The organism is Sinorhizobium sp., assembly GCF_059070375.1.
In genome coordinates this window covers 2,123,863-2,146,374 of sequence record NZ_JCACWC010000003.1, presented here as the reverse complement: position 1 = coordinate 2,146,374, position 22,512 = coordinate 2,123,863, and the positions used below count along the sequence as shown (strand labels likewise).

At 60.9% G+C, this 22,512-nt stretch carries 21 protein-coding genes; 13 read left to right on the top strand and 8 right to left on the bottom strand.

The features are described from left to right. The first annotated feature begins 52 nt into the window (after nt 1-52). The 4 genes from AC5J09_RS22400 to AC5J09_RS22385 all read left to right on the top strand — a co-directional run bounded on the left by AC5J09_RS22400 (nt 53) and on the right by AC5J09_RS22385 (nt 5,735). Nucleotides 53-1,828: an SLC13 family permease gene (locus tag AC5J09_RS22400; RefSeq protein ID WP_018095300.1), complete on the top strand. Its 1,776-nt coding sequence runs from the start codon at nt 53-55 to the stop codon at nt 1,826-1,828. A gap of 147 nt (nt 1,829-1,975) precedes the next feature. Continuing rightward, nucleotides 1,976-2,536 (top strand): DUF924 family protein, encoded by a 561-nt coding sequence (locus tag AC5J09_RS22395; protein ID WP_494298934.1) that lies wholly within the window; start codon nt 1,976-1,978, stop codon nt 2,534-2,536. Between the two features lie 41 nt (nt 2,537-2,577). Next, nucleotides 2,578-3,039 (top strand): GFA family protein, encoded by a 462-nt coding sequence (locus AC5J09_RS22390; protein WP_437409505.1) that lies wholly within the window; start codon nt 2,578-2,580, stop codon nt 3,037-3,039. 131 nt (nt 3,040-3,170) lie between these two features. Further along, nucleotides 3,171-5,735 carry a mechanosensitive ion channel family protein gene (locus AC5J09_RS22385; protein ID WP_494298933.1) on the top strand — a complete coding sequence of 855 codons (2,565 nt, stop codon included), beginning with the start codon at nt 3,171-3,173 and terminating at the stop codon, nt 5,733-5,735. 150 nt (nt 5,736-5,885) lie between these two features. Here AC5J09_RS22385 and AC5J09_RS22380 read toward each other — a convergent pair whose 3' ends face one another. Next, nucleotides 5,886-6,527: a TerC family protein gene (locus AC5J09_RS22380; RefSeq protein WP_018095298.1), complete on the bottom strand. Its 642-nt coding sequence runs from the start codon at nt 6,525-6,527 to the stop codon at nt 5,886-5,888. Between the two features lie 399 nt (nt 6,528-6,926). Here AC5J09_RS22380 and AC5J09_RS22375 point away from each other — a divergent pair, with 399 nt between their 5' ends. Next, complete coding sequence (locus tag AC5J09_RS22375) at nt 6,927-7,190, top strand: hypothetical protein (protein WP_164866988.1); 264 nt, start codon at nt 6,927-6,929, stop codon at nt 7,188-7,190. Between the two features lie 95 nt (nt 7,191-7,285). On the opposite strand, the gene AC5J09_RS22370 is transcribed toward AC5J09_RS22375, so the two are convergent. Both AC5J09_RS22370 and AC5J09_RS22365 read right to left on the bottom strand, forming a co-directional pair. Next, the gene (locus tag AC5J09_RS22370) at nt 7,286-7,945 is read right to left on the bottom strand and encodes a dihydrofolate reductase family protein (protein ID WP_018095295.1); all 660 of its coding nucleotides are present in this window, start codon (nt 7,943-7,945) and stop codon (nt 7,286-7,288) included. Between the two features lie 115 nt (nt 7,946-8,060). Beyond that, a complete protein-coding gene (locus AC5J09_RS22365) occupies nt 8,061-9,470 on the bottom strand; it encodes an adenylate/guanylate cyclase domain-containing protein (protein WP_102761330.1) in 1,410 nt (469 codons plus the stop codon). Between the two features lie 186 nt (nt 9,471-9,656). On the opposite strand from AC5J09_RS22365, the gene AC5J09_RS22360 reads away from it, so the two are divergent. Both AC5J09_RS22360 and AC5J09_RS22355 read left to right on the top strand, forming a co-directional pair. After that, on the top strand, nt 9,657-11,270 hold the full coding sequence (locus tag AC5J09_RS22360; protein WP_494298506.1) for an SMc04171 family calcium-binding repeat protein: 1,614 nt from the start codon (nt 9,657-9,659) through the stop codon (nt 11,268-11,270). A 104-nt stretch (nt 11,271-11,374) separates the two neighbouring features. Further along, the gene (locus AC5J09_RS22355) at nt 11,375-12,208 is read left to right on the top strand and encodes a response regulator (RefSeq protein ID WP_494298505.1); all 834 of its coding nucleotides are present in this window, start codon (nt 11,375-11,377) and stop codon (nt 12,206-12,208) included. A 173-nt stretch (nt 12,209-12,381) separates the two neighbouring features. Here AC5J09_RS22355 and AC5J09_RS22350 read toward each other — a convergent pair whose 3' ends face one another. After that, nucleotides 12,382-13,386 (bottom strand): GlxA family transcriptional regulator, encoded by a 1,005-nt coding sequence (locus AC5J09_RS22350; RefSeq protein ID WP_003530649.1) that lies wholly within the window; start codon nt 13,384-13,386, stop codon nt 12,382-12,384. A 506-nt stretch (nt 13,387-13,892) separates the two neighbouring features. On the opposite strand from AC5J09_RS22350, the gene AC5J09_RS22345 reads away from it, so the two are divergent. Next, complete coding sequence (locus AC5J09_RS22345) at nt 13,893-14,165, top strand: metal/formaldehyde-sensitive transcriptional repressor (RefSeq protein WP_018095287.1); 273 nt, start codon at nt 13,893-13,895, stop codon at nt 14,163-14,165. Then, nucleotides 14,162-15,127: a CDF family Co(II)/Ni(II) efflux transporter DmeF gene (dmeF, locus tag AC5J09_RS22340; RefSeq protein ID WP_275597751.1), complete on the top strand. Its 966-nt coding sequence runs from the start codon at nt 14,162-14,164 to the stop codon at nt 15,125-15,127. The genes AC5J09_RS22345 and dmeF overlap by 4 nt, the downstream gene beginning before the upstream one ends. A gap of 13 nt (nt 15,128-15,140) precedes the next feature. Here dmeF and AC5J09_RS22335 read toward each other — a convergent pair whose 3' ends face one another. After that, entirely contained in the window at nt 15,141-15,740 is a 600-nt protein-coding gene (locus tag AC5J09_RS22335; RefSeq protein ID WP_100673772.1) for a YdeI/OmpD-associated family protein, read from the bottom strand. A 234-nt stretch (nt 15,741-15,974) separates the two neighbouring features. Between AC5J09_RS22335 and AC5J09_RS22330 the strand changes: the two genes are divergently transcribed. Next, complete coding sequence (locus AC5J09_RS22330; protein ID WP_494298504.1) at nt 15,975-16,838, top strand: alpha/beta fold hydrolase; 864 nt, start codon at nt 15,975-15,977, stop codon at nt 16,836-16,838. Nucleotides 16,839-16,961: 123 nt separating this feature from the next. Here the strand turns inward: AC5J09_RS22330 and AC5J09_RS22325 are convergent, their stop codons facing one another. After that, nucleotides 16,962-17,162: a hypothetical protein gene (locus AC5J09_RS22325; protein WP_494298503.1), complete on the bottom strand. Its 201-nt coding sequence runs from the start codon at nt 17,160-17,162 to the stop codon at nt 16,962-16,964. A gap of 550 nt (nt 17,163-17,712) precedes the next feature. Here AC5J09_RS22325 and AC5J09_RS22320 point away from each other — a divergent pair. The 3 genes from AC5J09_RS22320 to AC5J09_RS22310 all read left to right on the top strand — a co-directional run bounded on the left by AC5J09_RS22320 (nt 17,713) and on the right by AC5J09_RS22310 (nt 19,537). Then, a complete protein-coding gene (locus tag AC5J09_RS22320; protein WP_437409168.1) occupies nt 17,713-18,609 on the top strand; it encodes a LysR substrate-binding domain-containing protein in 897 nt (298 codons plus the stop codon). 97 nt (nt 18,610-18,706) lie between these two features. Continuing rightward, a complete protein-coding gene (locus AC5J09_RS22315) occupies nt 18,707-19,036 on the top strand; it encodes an ArsR/SmtB family transcription factor (protein WP_494298502.1) in 330 nt (109 codons plus the stop codon). A gap of 30 nt (nt 19,037-19,066) precedes the next feature. Then, nucleotides 19,067-19,537, top strand: a complete 471-nt coding sequence (locus tag AC5J09_RS22310; protein WP_494298501.1) for an SRPBCC family protein — start codon at nt 19,067-19,069, stop codon at nt 19,535-19,537. Nucleotides 19,538-19,735: 198 nt separating this feature from the next. On the opposite strand, the gene AC5J09_RS22305 is transcribed toward AC5J09_RS22310, so the two are convergent. Next, a complete protein-coding gene (locus tag AC5J09_RS22305) occupies nt 19,736-20,398 on the bottom strand; it encodes a phosphotransferase-like protein (RefSeq protein ID WP_494298500.1) in 663 nt (220 codons plus the stop codon). A gap of 60 nt (nt 20,399-20,458) precedes the next feature. Further along, nucleotides 20,459-22,510 (bottom strand): ASKHA domain-containing protein, encoded by a 2,052-nt coding sequence (locus AC5J09_RS22300; RefSeq protein ID WP_379943099.1) that lies wholly within the window; start codon nt 22,508-22,510, stop codon nt 20,459-20,461. Nucleotides 22,511-22,512: the final 2 nt, after the last annotated feature.

The following is a 22,512-nucleotide window of genomic DNA, read 5'->3' as shown; positions in this document are numbered from 1 at the left end:
GGCTTGCAAACAGAACCCCGGTTCCCGACGATTCGCTGCTCAGGTACTGCCCATGACCGCCGAACAGACCCTTTCGTTTCTCGTGCTCGGCGCCATGATGATCTTCTTCATTTGGGGTCGCTTTCGCTACGACATCATCGCCTGCTCGGCGTTGATGCTTTCGGTAGCCGTCGGCATCGTTCCTTTCGATAACGCTTTTGACGGCTTCAGCGACGACATCGTCATCATCGTCGGCAGCGCACTGATCGTCAGCGCGGGCGTGGCGCGTTCGGGTGTGGTCGATGCCGCCATCCAGCGATTTCTTCCGGACCTGCAATCGGTAAGGGCACAGCTCGCTCTTCTCGTCGTCACGGTCACGGTCCTTTCCGCCTTCATCAAGAACATCGGCGCGCTTGCGATCATGATTCCGGTAGCGTTCCAGTTCGCGCGTCGCTCGAACGTGCAACCGTCCGTCTTCCTGATGCCCATGGCTTTCGGCTCGCTGATCGGTGGTCTGATGACGCAGGTCGGCACCTCGCCCAACGTCGTCGTGTCCCGGGTGCGTGCGGATCTGACGGGCGAGAGTTTCACCATGTTCGACTTCACGCCTGTCGGCGCTTCGCTGGCACTGGTCGGCGCGGTGTTCCTGCTGTTCGGCTATCGCCTGGTGCCGGAGCGGAAAAGTCAGCAGGTCGGCATGCATCAGGCGATCGAGATCACCGACTACACGTCCGAGGCGATGGTCCCGGCCGGATCGCCTGTGATCGGCAAGCCACTCAGTAATCTTGTCAAGATCGGCGATGGCGGAGCCGTGGTGATCGCCGTCTTCCGTCGCGGCACGCATCTGGCGCCGCTGCCCGATGTCGTCGTCGAACTGGACGATATCCTTCTGCTCGAAGGCGGTCCCGCTGCGCTCGATCGCATCGTCTCCCAGGCAAAGCTCAAGATCTCCGGCGATCGTGCGCCGATGCCGAACGACAAGGAGAAAGCCGAGACCGAAGCCATCGAGGCGGTGATCGCCACCGGCTCACCGCTCATCGGCATGTCGGCTCAGCGCCTGGCGCTCTTCAACAATCACAACATCAACCTGCTGGCCGTCAGCCGCCAAGGCGAACGACTGAAACAGAGGCTTGGCAGCATCAGGCTGCGGGCCGGCGACATCGTCGTGCTGCAGGGTACCCGCAGGGACTTGCCGTCTTTCCTGCAGGACTTCGGTTGCCTGCCGCTCGCACAACGGGAAATCCTGCTCGGCACCATTCGGCGTGCCACTGTCCCGTTGCTTGTTCTGGCGACCGCGATGGGGGCGACCGCGGTTGGGGTCGTGCCTGTGCAAATCGCCTTTTTTGCCGCGGCGCTTGCCATGGTGGTGTTTCGCGTCATCCCTCTGCGTGACGTTTACCGCGCCGTGGACGGACCGATTCTGGTCATGCTTGCCGCGCTGATTCCCGTCAGCGACACTTTACGCACGACGGGCGGCTCGGACCTGATCGCGGGCTGGCTGAGCGGGATGGCGGTGAATCTACCGCCTGCGGGGGCGCTTGCCATCATGGTCGTTGCGGCCATGGCGGTGACACCCTTCCTGAACAATGCCGCCACGGTCCTCGTCATGGCGCCGATTGCCGCCAGTTTTGCAACGGCGCTCGAATACAGGCCAGACGCGTTCCTGATGGCGGTAGCGATCGGTGCCGGCTCTGACTTCCTCACGCCGATCGGCCACCAATGCAACACGCTGGTAATGGGACCCGGCGGTTACCGGTTCAGCGACTACCCACGACTGGGGCTGCCGCTTTCCATCGTCATCGTCATCGTCGCGGTGCCGATGCTGATGTGGATCTGGCCGCTGCGTTAGAATGCCGGGGACAAATGAAACCGCGCGAATACGGATCGCCTGCTAAATCGCAGGCATTCGGTGGAAACGGCCTGATCGCCGCCTATCTTGCGGCGGAAGCGTATCTTTTGTGGAATTGCTCTGGCAGCAGGGAGGCATGTGAGCGTCATGACTGGCGATATCGAGATCTGCACGCCGGAAGAGGTGCTGAAATTCTGGTTCACGGAACTTTCCTATGACCACTGGTTCACGCCGGATCCCGGACTCGATGAGCAGTGCGCGCGGCGATTTCAGGCGTCGCACCTGGCCCTGTCCAGAAACCTCGACAATGTCTGGCGCGAGACCCCGCAGAACTGGCTGGCGGCGGTCATTCTTTTCGATCAGATGCCGCGCAACATGTATCGCGGGTCGCCCTTGGCCTTTGCCACCGATTGTCTGGCATTGCGCGAGGCGAAGCTCGCCATCGGCGCGAGCGCCGACATGGCAGTGCCGACGGAATGGCGCGCGTTTTTCTATATGCCCTTCGAACACTCCGAAAACCTGACCGACCAGACCATGTCGGTCAAGCTGTTCTCGGAACTCGGAGACGCCGGCTACCTCGACTATGCGATCCGGCATCGGGACGTGATCGAGCGGTTCGGCCGCTTCCCGCATCGCAATGGCATTTTGGCCCGCACTTCGTCACCGGCCGAGGAAGAGTACCTCGCGCAGCCCGGCGCCGGGTTCTAGGCATGAACCATGGCGAAAAACGCTGAGATCAGGAGGAAACCATGAGTGCCGGAGAACTGCCCTGGCAAGGGGGATGCCGTTGCGGAGAGGTCCGCATCAAGGTGAGCGCGCAACCGCTTCTCACGATGGCATGCCATTGTACCGGCTGCCAGCGAATGACCGGGAGCGCGTTCTCGTTGAGTGTCGCCATTCCGAGCGAAGGCTTCGAGGTCACACGCGGCGAGCCTGTCATCGGCGGCCTTCATGGCGCAACGCGCCACTATTTCTGTCCTCATTGCATGAGCTGGATGTTCACGCGCCCGGAAGGCATGGACTGGTTCGTCAATCTCCGCGCGACCATGCTCGACGATCCCAGCTGGTGCAGGCCTTTCATCGAAACCTGGACCAGTGAAAAGCTGCCGTGGGTGAGCACATCCGCCGTTCATAGCTATGCGGCGTTGCCACCGCTGGAGGATTACGAACAGTTGCTGGCGGACTACGCCGGGCATTCCGAAGGGGATTGAACCGCGAGACTGTTCGGATCCGCCTGGATCTCAAGGGGTTTGCATCTTTTCGCCGTTATGCATGTGCAGACCGGTCTTGGCGAAGCCTGGAGCGGTTCTGCGCGGCGCAGGGATTATCGAAGGGTAGAATGTTGCATCTCCTGGATAAACTAAGGGCGCTTTCGATTGCCCTGTCCTTCGGTGCGCTGACGCTGGCTGCCGGCGGATTCGCAGTTGCGCAGGAGCCCGCGCCGAGCGTTGAGCAAACCCGGCCGGCCGCACCGGCCGCACCGGTCGCACCCGCCCAGCCTGCCCAATCCGGCCAGCCTGCGCCGCAGGCCGAACCGGCACAGCGGGCGGAGCAAACGGGGGCCGGTCAGGCGCCGGATGCCGCATCGCCGGTACTGCAGCAGGCGGAGGATCAGCTTGCCCAGGCCGACCGGGAGCTGAAGCGTCTCATCGAGCGTACCAATGCCGTCGAGGACGACGACGCCATGCTCGCCGAACTCAGGGTGCAGGTCGACGAGCTTTCAAAGCGGATCATCGCGGCCTCCGTCCCCACTCGTCCGAGGCTCGACGAAATCAAGGCGAGGCTCACGGAACTCGGCGATCCTCCCGGTGAGGGACAGCCGCCCGAAGACGCGGTCATCACCGATGAGCGAAAACGGCTCCTGGCGGAGCGCGGGGCGGTCAATGCTCTGACGGGCAAGGCGGAGAACCTGTCGATCGAGGCGAGGAAACTTGCCAACCGGATCACCGCGACGCGCCGGGCGATCTTCTCCAACACTCTGCTGAGACATACGGATGTCTCGGCGGCGATGCTGAGCGAGGCAATCACTGCAACGATGCACGAAGCGATGGCACTGTCGCGCAGCATCGGCGGTTGGCTGACATTCGCCTGGAACTACAAGCGCGTGCCGCTGCTGAGCGCGATCTTCCTTTCGCTCTGCGCCGCGCTGCTCTTCCTGGTCGGCGGTTACAGGCTTTTTTCGCCGGTCCTCATGCGCGACGAGGCAGACGACGAGCCCACCTATTTCCGGCAGCTTTCGCTTGCGTTCTGGTCGACGCTCATCCCCACTCTGGCGCTCGCAGCCTTCGCTATGTCGAGCTACTTCTTCCTCAGTAGCTTCAACGTCTTGCGGACGGATATCGCTCCCATCGTTGCGATCACGCTCGCCATGGGCGTCGTGCTGTTCTTCATAGCCAGGCTGGCAGGCGCGGTGCTATCGCCGCGCCGGTCGAGCTGGCGGCTCGTGCGTGTTTCGGATCGCGGTGCCAAAATGCTGATGGTGCCGATCTTCGCGATGGCGCTCGTCAACGGGCTCGACTATCTGCTCGGCAGCATCAGCGAGTCGCTCGGTTCCCCGGTGGTGTTGACGATTGCCAAAAGCTTCGTGGCATCGATCATCATCGGTCTCATTCTGATGTCGATGGCGTGGATCCGGCCTGTGCTGAGGGCCGATGAGCCTTACGATGCACCGGGACATGCCTGGCCGCGGGTGATCTCGCTCTCCTTCCTCCTGCTGGGGGCGGCGCTTATCGCGACTGCATTGTCGGGCTATGTCGGCCTGGCGCGTTTCATCGCCACCCAGATCACGGTGACGAGCGCGATCCTGGTGACGGTCTATATCGGCCTCCTTACGGGGAAGTCTGTCTCCAAGCAGGGCGCCTTTGCCGAAACGGTAGCCGGGCGCTACCTGGAGCGCCGATTCCATCTGGAGCCGGTTGCGCTCGACCAATTCGGCCTTTTTGCCGGTCTCGGCATCTATGTGCTCGTTCTCTCCTTTTTCGTCCCGCTGATATTGATGCAGTGGGGCTTCAAGACTGCGGATATCGAGTCCTGGGCCTATCAGGTGCTGACCGAAATCAGGATCGGTACGATCACGATTTCGCTGGTGGGCATTCTCGCGGGAGTACTGCTCTTTGCCCTCGGCTATCTCGTCACGCGTTGGGTGCAGCGCTGGATCGACGGCAACGTCATGGCGCGCAGTCGTGTCGACGCCGGCGTGCGCAACTCCATACGAACCGGCATCGGCTATACGGGCGTGGGCATTGCCGGCCTTATCGGCTTGTCTGCCGCCGGCATCGATCTTTCGAGCCTCGCCCTCGTTGCCGGCGCTCTCTCCCTCGGCGTCGGTTTCGGCCTGCAGAACATCGTCTCCAACTTCGTTTCGGGGCTGATCCTGCTGGTGGAGCGTCCCTTCAAGGTGGGCGACTGGATCGTCAGCGGTACGACCGAAGGCTTTGTGCGGCGCATCTCCGTCCGCGCGACCGAGATCGAGACCTTCCAGCATCAGTCGATCATGATGCCGAATTCCCTGCTCATCAACGCGTCGGTCGGAAACTGGACGCACCGCAACAAGCTCGGCCGGTCGGAAATCGCCGTGACGGTGACCTATGCCAGCGATCCGCGCCGGGTTATCGAACTGCTCTACGAAATCGCCGCAGCCCATCCGATGATCCTCAAGAATCCGGCTCCCAATGTCGGCTTCACGGCCTTCCAAGACGAGCGAATGACGTTTGAATTGCGGATCTATGTCGCTGACGTGCTGACGGCCGGCGGCGTTCGCAACGACCTTCGCGTCTCGATCTACGAGCGCTTTCGTGACGAGGGAATCGGCGCGCCGTTCCCGATGAAGGTCGAAGATGTAACGCCTGAGGAAGAAGCCGGAGGCGCCGGCGCCGAACCGTCTGTTATCGAAAAAGAGAAGGCCTAAGCTGGCTGAAAACAACGCCTGACGCGCCGGTGCTGTTGGCGAAGGCCGGAAAAGCGAAGAAGGAGCGGAAATGCCGCTCCTTCTTCTCTATCGGCCGGACCCCGGCCGCAGGTTGAAATTACGCACTTCCGCACGGAAAAACGTTACGCGCTAAAGCCCAGCCAGCGCCTGCGCCACCGGCACAACGTGTGGCCACACCTCCATTGTGCCGCGATAGATCATGTCGAGTGCGACGTAGAAGATGATCGCCAGGCCGATGTAAGCGATCCAGTGATAGCGGCTGAGCAGGCGGGCAATAAAGCTGGCGGCGATGCCCATCATCGCGATCGAGAGCGCCAGACCGAAGACGAGCACGGTCGGATGCTCTCGGGCGGCGCCGGCGACGGCGAGGACGTTGTCGAGCGACATCGACACGTCCGCTATCACGATCTGTGTTGCCGCTTGTTTGAAAGTCTTCTTTGGGGCCGAGGCGTCCGCATTTTCGAGCCCGTCAACGCCTTCGTGACCGCCAGTGCGAATCTCGCGCCACATCTTCCAGCAGACCCAAAGCAACAGAAGCCCGCCGGCGAGCAGGAGCCCGATGATCGCAAGCAGTTGCACCGTGAAGATGGCGAGCACGATGCGAAGCACGGTGGCGGCGAGAATGCCGACGAGGATAGCCTTCTTGCGCTGCTCCAGCGGCAAGCCGGCTGCTGCAAGGCCGATAACGACAGCGTTGTCGCCGGCAAGCACCAGGTCGATCACAATGACCTGCAGCAGTGCCGTCAGGCCGGCGGAAGTGAAAATCTCCATGTGTGGTAACCCTTCTTGTCCCCGAAACGCCTGCGGCGTCGCAAACGCATAGACCGCCAACAATCGACGGATCAAGTGGGCCGGCTAAACTAATCGGCACTTTCGAAAGACATACGATCGCCGGGCAGCTTTCGGTGCCTCCGACGCGGCTCGAGCCGCCGCATCGTTTTTCCTGCACGCCTTACGCTTCGAGAAATTCTACGCTGCCGCGCCGCGCTTCTTATCAGACGCGCAAAGGCCTGCAGCACTTCGATCTGCTGCATGTTTTTGACCTTTGATCGGTTACGATCAAGCAAATATGCGGTAGGCTGGCCGCGGCTAGAGGGGTGGCCTGCGTCTTCTTCTCGCGACGGGAAGGCGGCCGGCCGAAACGGGGGCGGCGCTCGTGCGCCGAATGTGATGAAGACGTATGCTGTTATTCTGGTGCCTGCAATGCTGTGGGCTGGCGTGGCCTATGCCGCAACTGTTACAAACACGGACGGCGAGGCCGCTGTTCTGGTGATCGTCGAAGGGGAGAGCCGGATCGAAGTGGCAATCGATGCAGGTGCGACCGAAGTGATCTGCCCCGGCGGCTGCTTCGTCACTGCGCCGAACGGCGACCGGGTGGGACTCCAGGGCGACGAGACGATCGAAATCGTCAACGGCTCCGTCGTTGTGAAGTGACGCCCCTCGGGGCGCAGGAGGAGTCTTTTCACGACAATTGCGGGGCCGTAGCCCCGCATCAGTGACGAGCGACGGCACTATACACAGGCAGAAGATCAGCTCAGCTTTCTTCGCCGCTCCAGCTCCGCTTCGGTCGGCTGTTCGAACTCGAACGAACCTGGCACGACAGGACCGCTGCGGACGTATTGGTTGACGGTGACGCCTGTCCCCGAGACTTTTGAGCCGACGAGTTTCAACGCCATCGGCATGGCGCCGTGACCGAAAAGCCGCTTGCCCTTTCGGAGCACGACCGGAAAGTACGAGATGTACATCTCGTCTATCAAATCATTGCTGAACAGGGTCTGCAGGAAATCGGTCGAACCCTGGGTCAACAGATCGGGGCCTTCCTCGCTCTTGAGTTTCTTGAGCGTTGCTACCGGGTCGGAGCCGAGAGTACGGCTATTTTGCCAGTCGAGCCTCAGATCGGGGTTGCGCGTAGCGACATATTTGGTGATCCGGTCAAAGAGCGGACCGATCGGATCGTCAGGGCCGGCATAGGGCCAGTGTGCGGCGAAGATGTCATAGGTCTTCCGACCAAGCAGAAGATCGAACGGCCTGGAAAACATCTCGTCCACCGCTTGTCCCATGGTTTCGTCGAAATAGGGAGCGGCCCAGCCGCCATGGTCGAAGCCGCCGACCGGGTCTTCGTGTGGTCCGCCCGGCGCCTGCATGATTCCGTCAAGGCTTACGAATGCGCCAACGATGATCTTTCTCATTCCTGCTCTCCTCGTTCGTGGTGTTACCGAAGCAAGGACGCTGGACGAAGGCCGATGCCGACAGAAGCGCCACAAGCTGCAAGAATTTCTTTGAGAACTTTGGCGTATGAGCGGCTCACGGGATCGCAAAAATACTGATCTCGTTGGCGATCCCTCTTAGCGCCACGTTGTGCGCCACCGGGCTTAGGCCCCGATCAGAGAGCACGCTGGATGCTCGCGGATCCTCGAGGACGGAGCCGGTCGCGAAGATCTCACGCGAGGTGGCGAGATGCTGGACGCGCGAGGCGATGTTGACGGTCTGGCCGAAATAGTCCTGCCGGTCGTTGAGATTGACCGCGATGCATGGCCCCTCATGGATGCCGATCTTGAGGAGCAGGTCCTCGCTGCCGCGCTCTTCGTTGAGTTTGCGCATTGCCTCGCGCATCCGCATTGCCGCGGTGATGGCCCGGTCGGGCGCTGGAAAAGTTGCCATAACCGCATCACCGATCGTCTTGACGACGGCGCCGGTCTCGGCCGCGACGATTTCGTTCAAGACGTTGAAATGCGTTTTCACCAGGTCGAAGGCCGCGAGGTCGCCAACGCGCTCGTAGAGTTCCGTCGAGCCGCGCAGATCGGTGAAGAGGAAAGTAAGGCTGGTGATTTTCAGCCGTTGGTCCACATCGAGCGTGTCGGTGCGGTAGATGTCGCGGAATGTCTGGTTGGAGAGCAGCCGCTTGGCGGTGAGAAACGGCCGACGGCGGCCGAGCAGGGCATGCAGCGCTTCGCCTGCCACGCAGATCGAGGGCAGGGTACGAACTTCGGCGTGGTTCTCCACCGAAACGCGCAAGGGGCCGGGCGGCAAGCTCAGCGTCTCGTGATGGCGGTGCGAGCGATCGAAGACGAGCCCGAGATTCCTCCTTTCCCTTGTCGGTTCGCCGCTCACATCCAGGAATTGCGCAGCATGCGTCACCGGCTCGAAGACGATGACGAACTCCGCGGGAAGCTGCAGCGAGATCACGGCTTTCTCGCCAGGCGGCAGTTCCAGCGCCTCCAGCAGGAATTCATCGACCTTTGCTTCGTAATCCTCTTCCGGCAGGTCGATGCCGGAACCCCAGTAGATCTGGCGGAAATATTCGGCCGGCGGCAATTCATGCGGCGTATGTGCCCCTATGTGGCGCACGCGCGGACTGATCGTGAAGGTGACTTCGACCATCTCGTCGAGCGTCGGTTCGTAACCGGCGGCACACAGCGCGCAGGTATATTCCGTACTCTGCACCGTCTTCAGGGACGTGTTGGCATCAAGCACACCGCCGCAACCGGGACAGAGCACGTTCCAGGAAAGCTCGAAAATTCCCAGGCGCGAGGCATGCAGAAAGCCTGCGATCGTCTCTTCCTCGTCGAGTCCCTCGCGCGCGGCGAATGCGAGCGCATTGACGCGGCAAAGCTTGTGATCGGGTGCATCCAGAACGAGCCGCTCGAATGCATCGGCGACCTCCGTCCTTGCCGAATGGCGCAGCACATCGAAAAGGGTTTGGGCCTCGCTCATGAACACATCTTATACGGAAATCGGCGGGCGGTCAGGCCGCATTTCGGTTTGGGTACAAAGTAATTATATATTTGAAGTAATGTAATCTATATTTACAGATTGAAAAATATTTGCGGCCACGTCTCGATTTATACTTTGAAATTTAATATTAGTGGCATGCTTCGCAATTCATGGGGGAAGAGCGACATGACCACAGTCGTGGGGACGGCCGGAGACGATACGCTATCTGGAACCGGGGAGAAGGATCGCATCTGGGGTCTAGCCGGCGCCGATGAGATCGAAGCTGGCGGCGGCGATGACCTCGTCGACGGCGGGGCGGGAAACGACCGTCTGACAAGCAGGAGCGGCTATGACCGACTCGACGGCGGCGAGGGAGATGATCTCATCAGCCTGATCGGGACCGGCGGCGCGGTTACAGGCGGTGCCGGCGTCGATACGTTGGTGGTCGACCTGTCGAGCGTCAGCTCGGACGTCCGGTTCAGCGGCGAGCACGGGCACGGCATCATCGGCTACAACACGGCGAATTGGGAACACATCTTCTTCAATCGCATCGAGCGGCTGGTGCTGACGACCGGCAGCGGCAACGACCGGATCTTCGGCGCCGCCACCGACGACATCATTTCGACCGGCGCCGGGAACGACGTCGTGGGCCCATATGGCGTCGACGGCGACGACGGCACCAGCATGCTCGGCGACGACACGATCGACACAGGCAGCGGCGGCGACATCATCAACGACACTGTTGGCGCGAACCGGATCTTTGCCGGCGACCACAACGACATCATCATCACCACGCTTTCCTCCGCGGTGATCGACGGCGGGAGCGGCTGGGATAAACTATCCATCTTCGATGAAGGGCGAACCGACGACGTCACCGTCGATTTCGGACAGGGGTTTGCCTCGACGGGCACGCGGATCGGCGGGATCGAGGTTGCCAGCGTGGATCTCGGCGGCGGCAGTGATACGCTGATTGCCGGAAATCTGTCTTCGCTCAGCGCCCATATGGGCGAGGGCGACAATTATGTCGCCGGCAGCAGCGGCAGGGACTATGTCGCCTCCGGAAGCGGCGACGATGCCCTTTATGGGGGCGCTGGCGACGACATCCTGATCAGTGCCGGCGGAAACGACGTGCTCGTCGGCGGCGATGGGAACGATGACATCTACGACGGCGGAACGAGTTTCGGCGACGGAGAGACATATATCGACGGCGGCGCCGGCGACGACCTTATCCAGGTGGTTGCGCCATCAGGCTTTATCGATGGCGGGACCGGCAGCGATACGTTGCGCGTCGTCGATCCCCTGCCGGGCACGAATTTCGACGCTTCGACCGGCATGCTGGGTACGTCGCTGATCTTCACCGGTATCGAGAGATTCGAGCTGTCCGGCGGCTCGGGGAACGATACCATCCGCACTCTTGGAGGCAACGATCAGCTCGCCGGCAACGCCGGCAGCGACCGTCTGGACGGCGGCGCCGGAAGCGACGTGCTTTGGGGGGGCGCGGGTGACGATGTCATGACGGGCGGAGCAGGCGCAGATACCTTCCTTTGGTCGTCCGATACATTTTCGTTCTCAGGTGTGGATCGTATCACGGATTTCGATGCGGACGGAGGCGACCTGCTGCGCTTTACCGGCTATGCACCCGACACGACGCGCATCGAGAGCTTCGCCGACCTGGTTGCCGCCGCGACGGAAACCGAAGACGGGCTCTATATCGCCTTGAACGGATCCGATACATTCGGTCTGTTGCTGGACAAGGTCGCACTTGCCGACCTTTCGGCGGATGATGTGGTCTTCGTTTGAGGGATGTCTTCGCCGGACATCGGGATGAGTGCGCCCATTAACACCGGATAAAGCGTTTTGCTCCTAGGGTGCCTTCCGGGGACACTCTTTTTCATAGGCGATCAATGTCATTCTTCGGCATTTCCGGAATGTACTTTTCCGGCGAATCCCTCGGCGAACACCGTATCGTGCTTGCCGAGGACTCCAACCTCTTTGCCTCGATGGTCTCGAAGCGGCTGAAGGAGCTTTTCGATATCGACGTGATCGTCTGTCGCGACTACGAGGACTTGCAGTTCGCGGTCGAAAACGCTTCCTTCGCGCCATCTCTGGCAATTTCCAATATCAACCTTCCAGGCGCCGAGAACGGCGAAGCGCTCACCTACCTGATCGAGATGAGCGTACCGACGATCGTCTTCACCGGCTCGTTTCAGGAAAGCACGCGCGAGGCGATCCTCGCCAAGGACATTGTCGATTATGTCATCAAGGACAGCGTCTTTGCTGTCGATATGCTGGCAGAATCCGTCTGCCGTTTCCTGACGAACCAGCAGCATCACGTGTTGATCGTCGACGATAGTGCGACGGCCCGGGCCGTGTTGACGACGCAGTTGAAGCGCTACAATTTCAGAACGAGCTCGGCGGAAAGCGGCTCTGCGGCGCTGGAAATCCTGAAGAGCAATCCGGACATCGCCCTCGTCATAACCGACTACAACATGCCCGATATCGACGGTTTCGAACTTACGCGGCGAATCCGCGCCGCCCACGGCCCGCATCAGCTAAGGATCATCGGTGTGTCGTCGTCGACGGACCGGCTGCTTTCCGCCCGGTTCCTCAAAGCCGGCGGCAACGATTTTGTCGTCCGTCCTTTCGTCAACGAGGAGTTCTACTGCCGCGTCAATCAGAACCTCGATACCCTCACCAAGGTGAGAACGTTGAACTCGAGGACCAAGATTCCGGCCTGAAGGACGATCGCCATTCGGCGACCGGCGCCGATTGATTTGGGCCGGATTCAGGAGAAAACAGCAGAGCGAGACGCAGTGTCCGTCATAAGCGTTGACGTGGACATCAGCACCGGCAGTTGCCGGTGCCGCCCAATGAAGGCCTCGTTGTTCAATCGTTCCGAAAACGATGCGATCTACCGTGCCATCTGCAGCGTCAGCTTGCGCTCGGCGCGTTCCTGCTGCGGCGAGCGGTTGTAAAGCTCGCGGTAACACTTCGAGAAATGCGAAGCGGAAACGAAGCCGCAGGCGACGGCGACTTCCACAACCGGCATGGACGACTGGATAAGCAGGTGCCGGGCGCGGTCGAGGCGGATTTCCAGATAATAGCGGGCAGGCGATCTGCCCATTTCCTGGCGGAAAAGCCGTTCTATCTGACGGCGAGACAGGTCCGCGCTTTCTGCGATCTCCAGTAGCGACAGCGGCTCGGAGAGGTTGCTCTCCATCAATTCGATGATTGACAGGACCTTTGCGTTCTGGACGCCGAGACGCGCTCTCAGCGGCAGCCGCTGGCGGTCGTGCGGCCCGCGCACCCGATCCGTCAGCGCCTGTTCGCATACGCGGTTGACGAGGTTCTCGCCGAAATCCTGATCGATCAGGTTCAGCATCATGTCGAGTGAGGCGGTGCCGCCGGCGCACGTGTAGATGTTGCCGTCGATCTCGTAGAGGTCCGCATATACATCGGCCTGGGGGAAGCTCTCGGAGAAGCCCGGCAGGTTTTCCCAATGGATCGCGCAGCGCTTGCCCGTGAGCAGGCCCGCCGAGGCGAGCACATGGGCGCCGGTACAGAGACTGCCGACGGCGATGCCGCGATTATAGGCTTCGCGCAGCCATGCATTCACCGACTTGTTCTGGAAGTCCTCGACATAGACGCCCGAACAGACCAGCACCATCGATGGGCGGCTTTCTCCGCCGAGATATTTGCGTTCGTCGGCGAGCGAGGTGTTGACTTCGAGCGCAATGCCCGCCGACGAATAGACCTTTTGCCCGTCGGTCGAGGCGAGACGCCACGTATAGGCTTCATAACCGAGCATCCGGTTCGCGATGCGAAGTGTCTCGATCGCCGCCGAAAAGGGCAGCATCGAAAAGTTTGGCACCAGAAAGAAGACGAGCGAGCGCTTCTTCGTCAGCGGTTTGTGCATAGAACCTCCCAGGCTAAAGCACGTTGCAGAGATAGAATTCATGCGACGCACTTCAGGTCGTCGCTTCCGTGCATGTCGTCAGCCCCAAACCGCTGCGCACTTTTGGGCGACATGCATTAAGGCTCGTATATTCGTCGCTTGGAATATGCGCTTCAGCTTGCCGAATTGCGACATTGGCATGGAAAGCCGCGACTGGGAAGAAATTTCGCATTGCGACATCCATCGGCCCGGGCCTCTCGCGGGCCGGATCGACGAGTATATGGAATGCGACAAGATCACGGACCGCGATGACGTAATCGAGCAAAAATGAGGCAAACTGAGCGAAAGCTGCGCAACAGCGCCTGAGTTGCGACTTTGCCGCCAGCGACTTTTCATCTTCGCGGAGTCTGGATGTCGGTATCTGACAAGACGCATTGGAGATCGCGCAGCTTCGTGGCCCGGCGTCAAGGCAACACAGCGACGGCGCGGCTTGCATGGGCGTCTGAAATAGGGTACCCCCCTATGCTATGTCCCACACGATCAGAGATCAGGAAAAGTTGCTCGCCCGTGTCCGCCGGCTAAAGGGGCAGATGGAAGCGGTCGAGCGTGCGCTCGAAGCTCGCCAGGCCTGCGGCGATATTCTCAACCTCGTCGCCTCCGTGCGCGGTGCAGTCAACGGGCTGACGATCGAACTGATCGAAGATCATATTCGCGGCCACGTCGCCGGCCACGAATCTCAAGGAGAGCGCGAAGAGGGCGCTGCCGAACTGATCGAAATCGTCAGGAGATACCTGAAATGAGCGAAACCCATTCACCGGCGCCCACTGGTCATGATCATGTATTCCTCGGCGACAATCACCAGCGCAACGAAAGGCGCACCTGGTCCGTCATCGCACTGACTGCGGGAATGATGGTGGCGGAGATCGCCGCCGGTACCTTTTACGGTTCCATGGCATTGGTCGCCGACGGCTGGCACATGTCGACACACGCCGCGGCCCTGCTCATCGCGGCGCTCGCCTATCTCTATGCCCGGCGTAACGCGCGCAACCCACGCTTTACCTTCGGTACGGGCAAGCTTGGCGATCTCGCCGGTTTCTCCAGCGCGATCGTACTTGCCTTGATCGCGCTGCTGATCGGCTGGGAAAGCCTCTTGCGGCTTGCCGATCCGGTGGCAATCAGTTTTCCGCAGGCCATTTCGGTGGCCGTACTCGGACTTGCGGTCAATCTCGCCTGTGCCTGGCTGCTTCGTGAGGATCATTCACATCACCACCATAGTCACAATCACCACGGCCATCATCACCATCACGAGCACCACCATGGCGTCTCGGCCCAGGGGCGGGACAACAACCTGCGTGCCGCCTACCTGCATGTGCTGGCGGACGCGCTCACCTCGGTCCTTGCGATTGTCGCGCTTGCGGCCGGCAGCGTCTTTGGCTGGATATGGCTCGATCCGATGATGGGCATTGTCGGCGCGCTGGTGATTGCCCGCTGGTCATGGGGCCTGATACGAGACAGCGGTAGCGTGTTGCTCGATTACATTCCGCCGGGCGAGGACCTGCCCGACGAAATACGCGCGGCAATCGAGCGGGACGGGGATCGGATCACCGATCTGCACGTGTGGCAGCTTGGGCCCGGCCACCACGGTGCCATCGTTTCGCTGGTGACGAAGAATCCGCAAAGTCCGTCGAGCTACCGCCGCAAGCTCGAGCATATCCACGAGCTTTCGCACGTGACGGTCGAGGTCGAACCGCTGGCGGCCTGAGAGGCAGATCGATCTATCGCGCCTTGCGTCGTGGGTAAGGCGTCTCGCCGCGGGCAAGCATGCCGACATATTTTTCGATGCGCGCAGCCCGCGTCTCGGTCTTCTTCGCATCGTGAATGCGAAATAGGATTGCGTAGCGATTTTGGCTGTCGAGTTCGTCGAACAGCATCTTAGCCGCTGCGTTCTGCGCAAGCGCATGGTGAAGATCGTCGGGCACGGTCGCCTTGCTCGGCGGTGGCGCGGCGGCATCCCACCGGCCGTCGTTCTTGGCGCGTTCAACTTCGGCAAGGCCGCGCGGCATCATGCGCCCCTCGGCGATCAATTCGGTCGCCCGAGCGCAATTCACCTGCGACCATCGGCTGCGCGCACGGCGCGGCGTGTATTTGTTCAGGTAAAAGTCGCTGTCGGATCCAATACGCTGACCGTCGATCCAGCCGTAACAGAGCGCCACATCGAGCGCCTCCCTCGGCGTGATGGTCGCTATCCCGGACGCCTTCTTGGCGAATTTCACCCAAAGCCCCTTGCAATCAGGTCCTTGCTCCGCGATCCACGTTTCGAAGGTCTTTGCGTCCGCAAAATGGATCACCGGCAATTGGGCTTCACTTTCACTCATGAGGATTACCGATCTACTGGGGAACTCTCGACACGGACCGCTTTTACAAAAGCAAAAACATGCCACTGATGCCAGCCGCAAATATTACCAGGAGGCGAGGGGGTCGTCCGGGTAAAGGCAGTCACAGGTTGCGTAGCGCTGCAAAAATTGTGTTGCTCATGTCGGGGAGCGGGAGCCTCGCTCGTCTTATCATCGAAACCGGCACAGGCCGGTCCCAAACCGAGGAGAAGAACGATGTTCCGCACCGCCCTGATTACCGCGACGCTGCTCGTTGCGGGCGCCACGCTTGCCCGATCCGAACCGGCGGGCGATCGGGTCAAGGTCAACGGCATGGAAATGTATTACGAAGTCTCGGGCGAGGGCGACCCGCTCATCGTGCTGCATGGCGCCTACATGAACATCCCTTCGATGGGTGCCATTATCCCGAAGCTCGCCGAGACCCACAAGGTCTATGCGATCGAGTTTCAGGGCCACGGCCGCACCACGGATATCGACCGGCCGATCACCTATCCCAATCTTGCCGATGACGTCGCAGCCTTCATGGATGCCGTGAAGATCGAAAAGGCCGATGTCTTCGGCTACTCGATGGGTGCGGCTGCCGGTCTGCAGCTTGCCATTCGCCATCCGGAAAAAGTCAACAAGCTCGCCGCCGCCTCCGTGGCCTATGATGCCGAGGGCTGGCAGCCGGCGTTCAAGGCCTTCATTCCCCAGATGTCGGTCGAGATGTTCGTCAACATGCCGTTTGCCGAGGACTATCGCAAGCTAGCAGCCAATCCCGACGGCTTCCCCGAGCTCGTCAGGAAACTGATCGCGCTGGAGAAGGAGCCGATGGCATGGGAAGCGGACGTCAGGACATTGAAAACCCCGGTTTTGATCATCACCGGCGATGCGGACGTGGCGACGCTCGAACATTCGGTCGCTCTGTTCCGGCTGCTCGGCGGGGGCGTCATGGGCGACATGGGCAAACCACTGCCCGCCTCTCGACTTGCCGTCCTCCCGGCGACGTCGCACACCGCCGTCATCAGCCAGCCCGAGCTGCTTCATGCGTTCGTCGAACCTTTTCTGAAGGGCAAGGCGCCGAAGGGATTCTTCGAGTAGGGAGCACTTGCTGGCGCCAAGTGCTTGGCGCTTTTCGAAACAAAAAGGGCATTCCGTTGCGGGAATGCCCTTATAGTCTGGTCTTGCGGTCAATGCCGGGAGGATGGCATCTGCAGTCTTTATTCATTGATCCGTCTTATGCACTGCATCATCGACGGAGGGGAAGCCGATATCCTTCAACGTGTCATAGGAGAGGTTCTCCAGGACACGTTCGTTGCGGTGTCGCTTCCAGGCGGCCCAGGCACGTGCCCGCAGGTTGAAAAGTCCGGGCAGGGCTGCGAGACCCGGGCTCGATGCGGATGAAAAATGCTCGTTCAGAGACATAGCTGGTTCCTTCTGAGTTCCTCAAAAGGTCGCGACCATGGACGTTATGGTGCAACGCGATTGATCATTCAAACGAATATGTTTGATGCGATTCATCAAACCCCGTGATTGATTTCGCCTGCTTTAGTCGTTCTATCGGATGCTCTGATCGGTTGCTGTTCCGCGGGTAACAGGTCGTTTCGGACCCTAGCTGGCAGTCTCGCCAATTGGCGGCGTGTTTCCACCCGATTCCTGACTAGATTGCCGGCACGACGCCGTTCGGCAATCCGTTCGATAAGAGATCGGGCATGCCACAGCATCGCCAGAATGATGTCCCCTTCATCGACGGTTCGAGCCTGCCTGGGCGCCCGGCCGGTGGGCGCGGCACTCGGGCCCGGTCTTTCGTCAGGGGCGCCATTATCGATCGCCAACATCAGAGCGGACATAGCCTTCTCCTTCTGGTTCAGGGCGTTTCCGTCCCTTGGAAGCTTGACTATCGCGCATGCGTGATGTTCAATCAAACGAAATGAAGTTAAGTTATCTTTCAGTTTTTCTGATCTAGGATGCCGCCATGAACATGATGATGCGCCACGCGCTTCCGCTGCTCGAAATGGACGTGCTCAAGACTTTCGTCGCCATTGCCGAGACCGGAAACTTCACGACCGCCGCGGAGACGGTCTACCGCACGCCTTCGGCCGTTTCGATGCAGATCAAGAAGCTCGAGGAAATGCTCGGCTGCACGTTGTTCCTGCGCGACGCCCGCTCGGTGTCGCTGACGCCGAAGGGCGAACTCCTGCTCGGCTATGCCCGGCGGCTTCTATCGCTCAACAACGAGACGGTGTCCCGCTTCCTGTTGCCCGACATGAACGGTGTGGTGCGGGTCGGTGCGCCGGAGGATGTCGGCGAGCGAATTCTGCCTGATGTATTGAAGCGGTTTGCCGAGACGTATCCGAACGTCACCATCGACGTTTCGATCGGCATGAGCAACGCGATGCGCAAGCGGGTCGACGAGCATCGGCTGGACATCGCCGTGTTCAACAGCCTTTCCGAGGACTCTGCCAGGGGCGCAGAAATCCTGATGCAGGAGAAATTGGTCTGGGCAGGTGCGAAATGCGGGAACGCGCATCTGCGCGATCCTCTGCCGGTTTCCATGTGGGAGGACGGCTGCGTCTGGCGTGCCGATGCGGTCGAGAAGCTGTCGCGTGCGGGCCGCAAGTTCCGCGTCGCCTTTTTGAGCGCCTATACGACCGGACAGCGTGCGGCTGTTCTCGCCGGGCTCGCGATCGCGCCGCTGCCGCGCTATCTCGTCCAAGGCGAGATGGTCCAGCTCGGCGAGCGTGACGGCCTGCCGGATCTAGGTCACTACAACATCGGCCTCAAGGTCATCGAAGATGCGCCGGCGCCGGTTCTGGCGGTCGCGGAGCATGTTCGCGCTGCCTTCGCCGAGCTGCAGATGCAGGCGGCATAATTCCGCAAGCGGCGTCCCGGGACCGCCAAACGATTCGGGAAGCAAATGCCGCGCGAAACCGGGGTGGACGATCATAAGTTATGGCTTATAATAAGCTGTGACTTATGACCAGGATAAAGCCTTTGCTGCACTCGCCGATCCAACGCGCCGTGCCATCTTCGAGAAGGTGGCTGAGCGGCGGCAGTCGGTCGCCGAGATCGCCCGGGCGATGCCGGTTTCACAGCCGGCAATCTCACAGCATTTGAAGATACTGAAGGCGGCACATCTCGTGCGCGACGTGCCGTCGGGTGCGCGGCGAATCTATTCGATCGATCCCAACGGACTGGGGTCACTCAGGAAATGGCTCGACCGATTCTGGGATGATCAACTCGCCGCATTCAAGCAGGCGGTCGAGGCGGCCGAGTGGTCTGAAGAAGCCGAAGAGTAACTCTGTCGCGATCTCACGGGAGGAGACCTCATGAACATGATCGAGCCGGCACCGGTCCGCAAGTCGGTTATCGTGCCTACATCGCCGCAGCAGGCGTTCGACATTTTCGTCAGCGGAATGGGGACGTGGTGGATCAAGGGCCACAGCCTCACGCAGTCCGGTCAAAAGACGGTTGTGGTAGAGGCCGTCGCGGGTGGCCGCTGGTACGAGATCGGCAACGCGGGAGAAGAATGCGAGTGGGGGCGTGTCATCGCGTGCGACCGACCGAACCGAATTCTCTTCGACTGGCAGCTCAACGCCGATTTCGACTACGATCCCGGCCTGCATACCGAAGTGGAGATCCTGTTCGAGCCAAATGGGGAAGGTGGCACAACCGTCATTCTCGAGCACCGCCATCTCGAAAATTACGGCGTGAAGGCCGAGGAAATGCGCGGTATTTTCAATTCGGAAAACGGCTGGGGCGGCCTGTTGGCGTCCTATGTGGAGATGGCAGCAGCTTGAGTTCACCGTTCCCGGTCATCATGCGCCATTAGAACCTATGGCTGGCTCTGCCGACCGATCGGCCCATAAAGCGTATATGGGGACTGCAATCGGCGCGGGAAGCGTTCTTCCTGCCCAAGGACTTGGTCGGCTGGATCCTTGTGACAAGCACATTGACATGAAACAAGCCGCCGCGGATATCGCGACTCTCAACAGACTTTAATCCGGCTGCGAAATGCTGGCCATTCTGGCCAGCCGTTGGAATGCTGTCGGAGCCAGGGGCTCTGCTTCGAGCCGTTTGCGGATGAGCGCGGCGCATTCGTCAGGCGTCATCATGGACGTGTCGACTGCGAGATCGTAGATACCGGGGCGATGCACCTCTCGCTGCCAGGCGAGCACCTGGCGCGGAACAGGCTCCGCCTCGCTGCCGGTGAGGTAACCGCCTTCGCGGCCGAGCTGGCCGCGATTGCGCCGCTCCATTATCGTCTCAACCGGACACCGCACCCCGACGAAGAGGACGGGAAGGCCGAGAAGCCGCCGAGCGCAGTCGGGGAGGATATGGCGTGGTTCGCCATAGGCCTCGTGATGCCCGACATCGGCGACAACGTTCAGACCCAGCCGGCTATGCGCGGCAACGGACTCGTAGAGGGCAGCATAGAATAGGGGTACGAGCGCTTCGATTTCAGGCAATTCACCGCCGGGCCGCAACCCGATACCCGGCAGGTAGCGGCGAGGCATTACTCGCTCCATGTAAGTGTCGACGCCAAGGTTCATCCATGGCCCGTCGAATGTCTCCTGGATCACCTCGGCTATGCTCGACTTGCCGGACCGCGGCGCCCCGTTGAGAATGACGATTCGTCCAGGATTGCGGCCGCTTTTCATCGGATCTCCTCGGCCGTCGACACAAGGTCCGGCTATTCGAAGCGGTGAGAGAGGCGGGGGCTACTCCCTGCTGCGTCGCCGTCTGCGGCCGCCCCCTTCGCCACCGTCGTCAATCAGTGCCTTGCGCGCCGGCAGGGTAACCACTTCGGCGAGTTTCGGGAAGGCATCCACCTTGTTCGGCATCGCCATGGCGTTGACGAAATGCTCCTGAAACTTCGATTCAAGCGCCGTCTCTATCTTCTCGATTTTCCTCACTGTTTGCTCGATCTCGCGGCGGTGACCACGATTGAGGAGCGCCATCAGCGCGCCTGTGCCGGCGGCATTGCCGACCGCCTTCACTTCGGTGAGGTCGCAATCGGGAATCAGTCCGAGCACCATGGCATATTTCGGATCGATGAAGGAGCCGAAGGCACCGGCAAACCGGATCGTGTCGACGTGATCGACACCTTGTTTCTCCATGAGCAGCTTGATGCCGGCATAGAGCGCGGACTTGGCGAGCTGGATCGCTCTGATATCGTTCTGCGTCACGGTGATGCGCTGTTCGCCTTCGTGGAGCAGATAGGAGAAGGTGCGGCCGTTCGGGATGATACGCGGGCTCTTCGCGACCATTGCGCCGTCGACGACGCCGTCCTGCGAAATGATGCCGGTGAGGTACATCTCCGCGACGACTTCGATGATCGCCGAGCCACAGATCCCTGTGACACCGACTGCCGCAGCGGCCTCGGCGAAACCTTCTTCATTCGACCATTTGTCGACGCCGATCACCCGGAACCGCGGCTCCAGCGTCTCGGGATCGATGCGAACGCGCTCGATCGCTCCGGGTGCGGCTCGTTGGCCGGAGGAGATCTCGGCCCCCTCGAAGGCCGGTCCGGTCGGCGATGAGGCGGCCACGACGCGCTCCCTGTTGCCGAGCACGATCTCGGCATTGGTGCCGACATCGACGAGCAGCATCATCTTATCCTGACGATGCGGCCCTTCGGAAAGCGTCGCACCCGCGGCGTCCGCTCCGACATGGCCGGCGATGCACGGGAGCATATAGAGGCGCGCGCCGCGATTGACCTCGATGTCGATTTCGTGCGCCCAATATTGCAGGGCGCCGGAGACGGCCAGTGCGAATGGCGCCTGGCCGAGCTCCGTCGGGTCGATCCCGAGGAACAGGTGATGCATGATCGGATTGGCGACGACGACCATGTCGAGAATGTCGCGGCGGTCGACCTCGCCCTCGGCGCAGACCTTGCCGATCAGGCCGTTCAACGCTTCGCGTACCGCTTTGGTCATCGCCTCGCGGCCATCCGGATTCATCATCACATAGGAGACGCGGCTCATCAGATCCTCACCGAAGCGGATCTGCGGATTCGATGTGCCGGAGGAGGCCACGATGCGTCCGGAGAGCAGCGATACGAGATGCATCGCAATCGTCGTCGAGCCAATGTCGCAGGCGACGCCATAGGCCTCGTTCTTCAGCCCCGGCCAGAGAGCGACAATGAAGGGACGCGAGGAGTCCATGTCGCGATGGATCGCCGCAGTCACCGCCCAATTGCCCTTGCGCAATATGCCTTGTACCTGGGGGATCAGGTGGGGGGCGATCAGAAGGTCCTTCCAACCCCAGTCTTTTTCCAGGACGACCTTTAACCGATCGAGATCGCCGAGCGGCTTATGCATGTCCGGTTCGTCGATCTCGACATAGCACAGTTGCACCGCCGCATTGCGCTCGATCACGCGGTCGGTTGCGGCCTTGCGCACCACCTGTGCGTTGATGACGGTGTCCTGCGGCACGTCGATGACGAGATCGCCGAGAATCTGGGCCGAACAGGACAGCCGCCGCCCGTCAGGCAATTCGCGCACGCTCGCGTAACGCTGCTCCTTGGGACCAATCGGCGAGATATGGTCGTTGGACGAAACGATCTTGTGCTTGGCGAAATTACCTTCCTGGACGGAAACCTGGCAACGTCCGCAGGTGGCGCGGCCGCCACAGACGCTTTCGACATAGACCCCAAGTGAACGTGCGGCGTCGAGGATCGGCGTACCGACGGGGAAACGGCCACGTTTGCCCGAGGGCATGAAGAGCACCAGCGGATCGTTCTTTTCGTCCTTCGAGGGCACGTTCAACATTT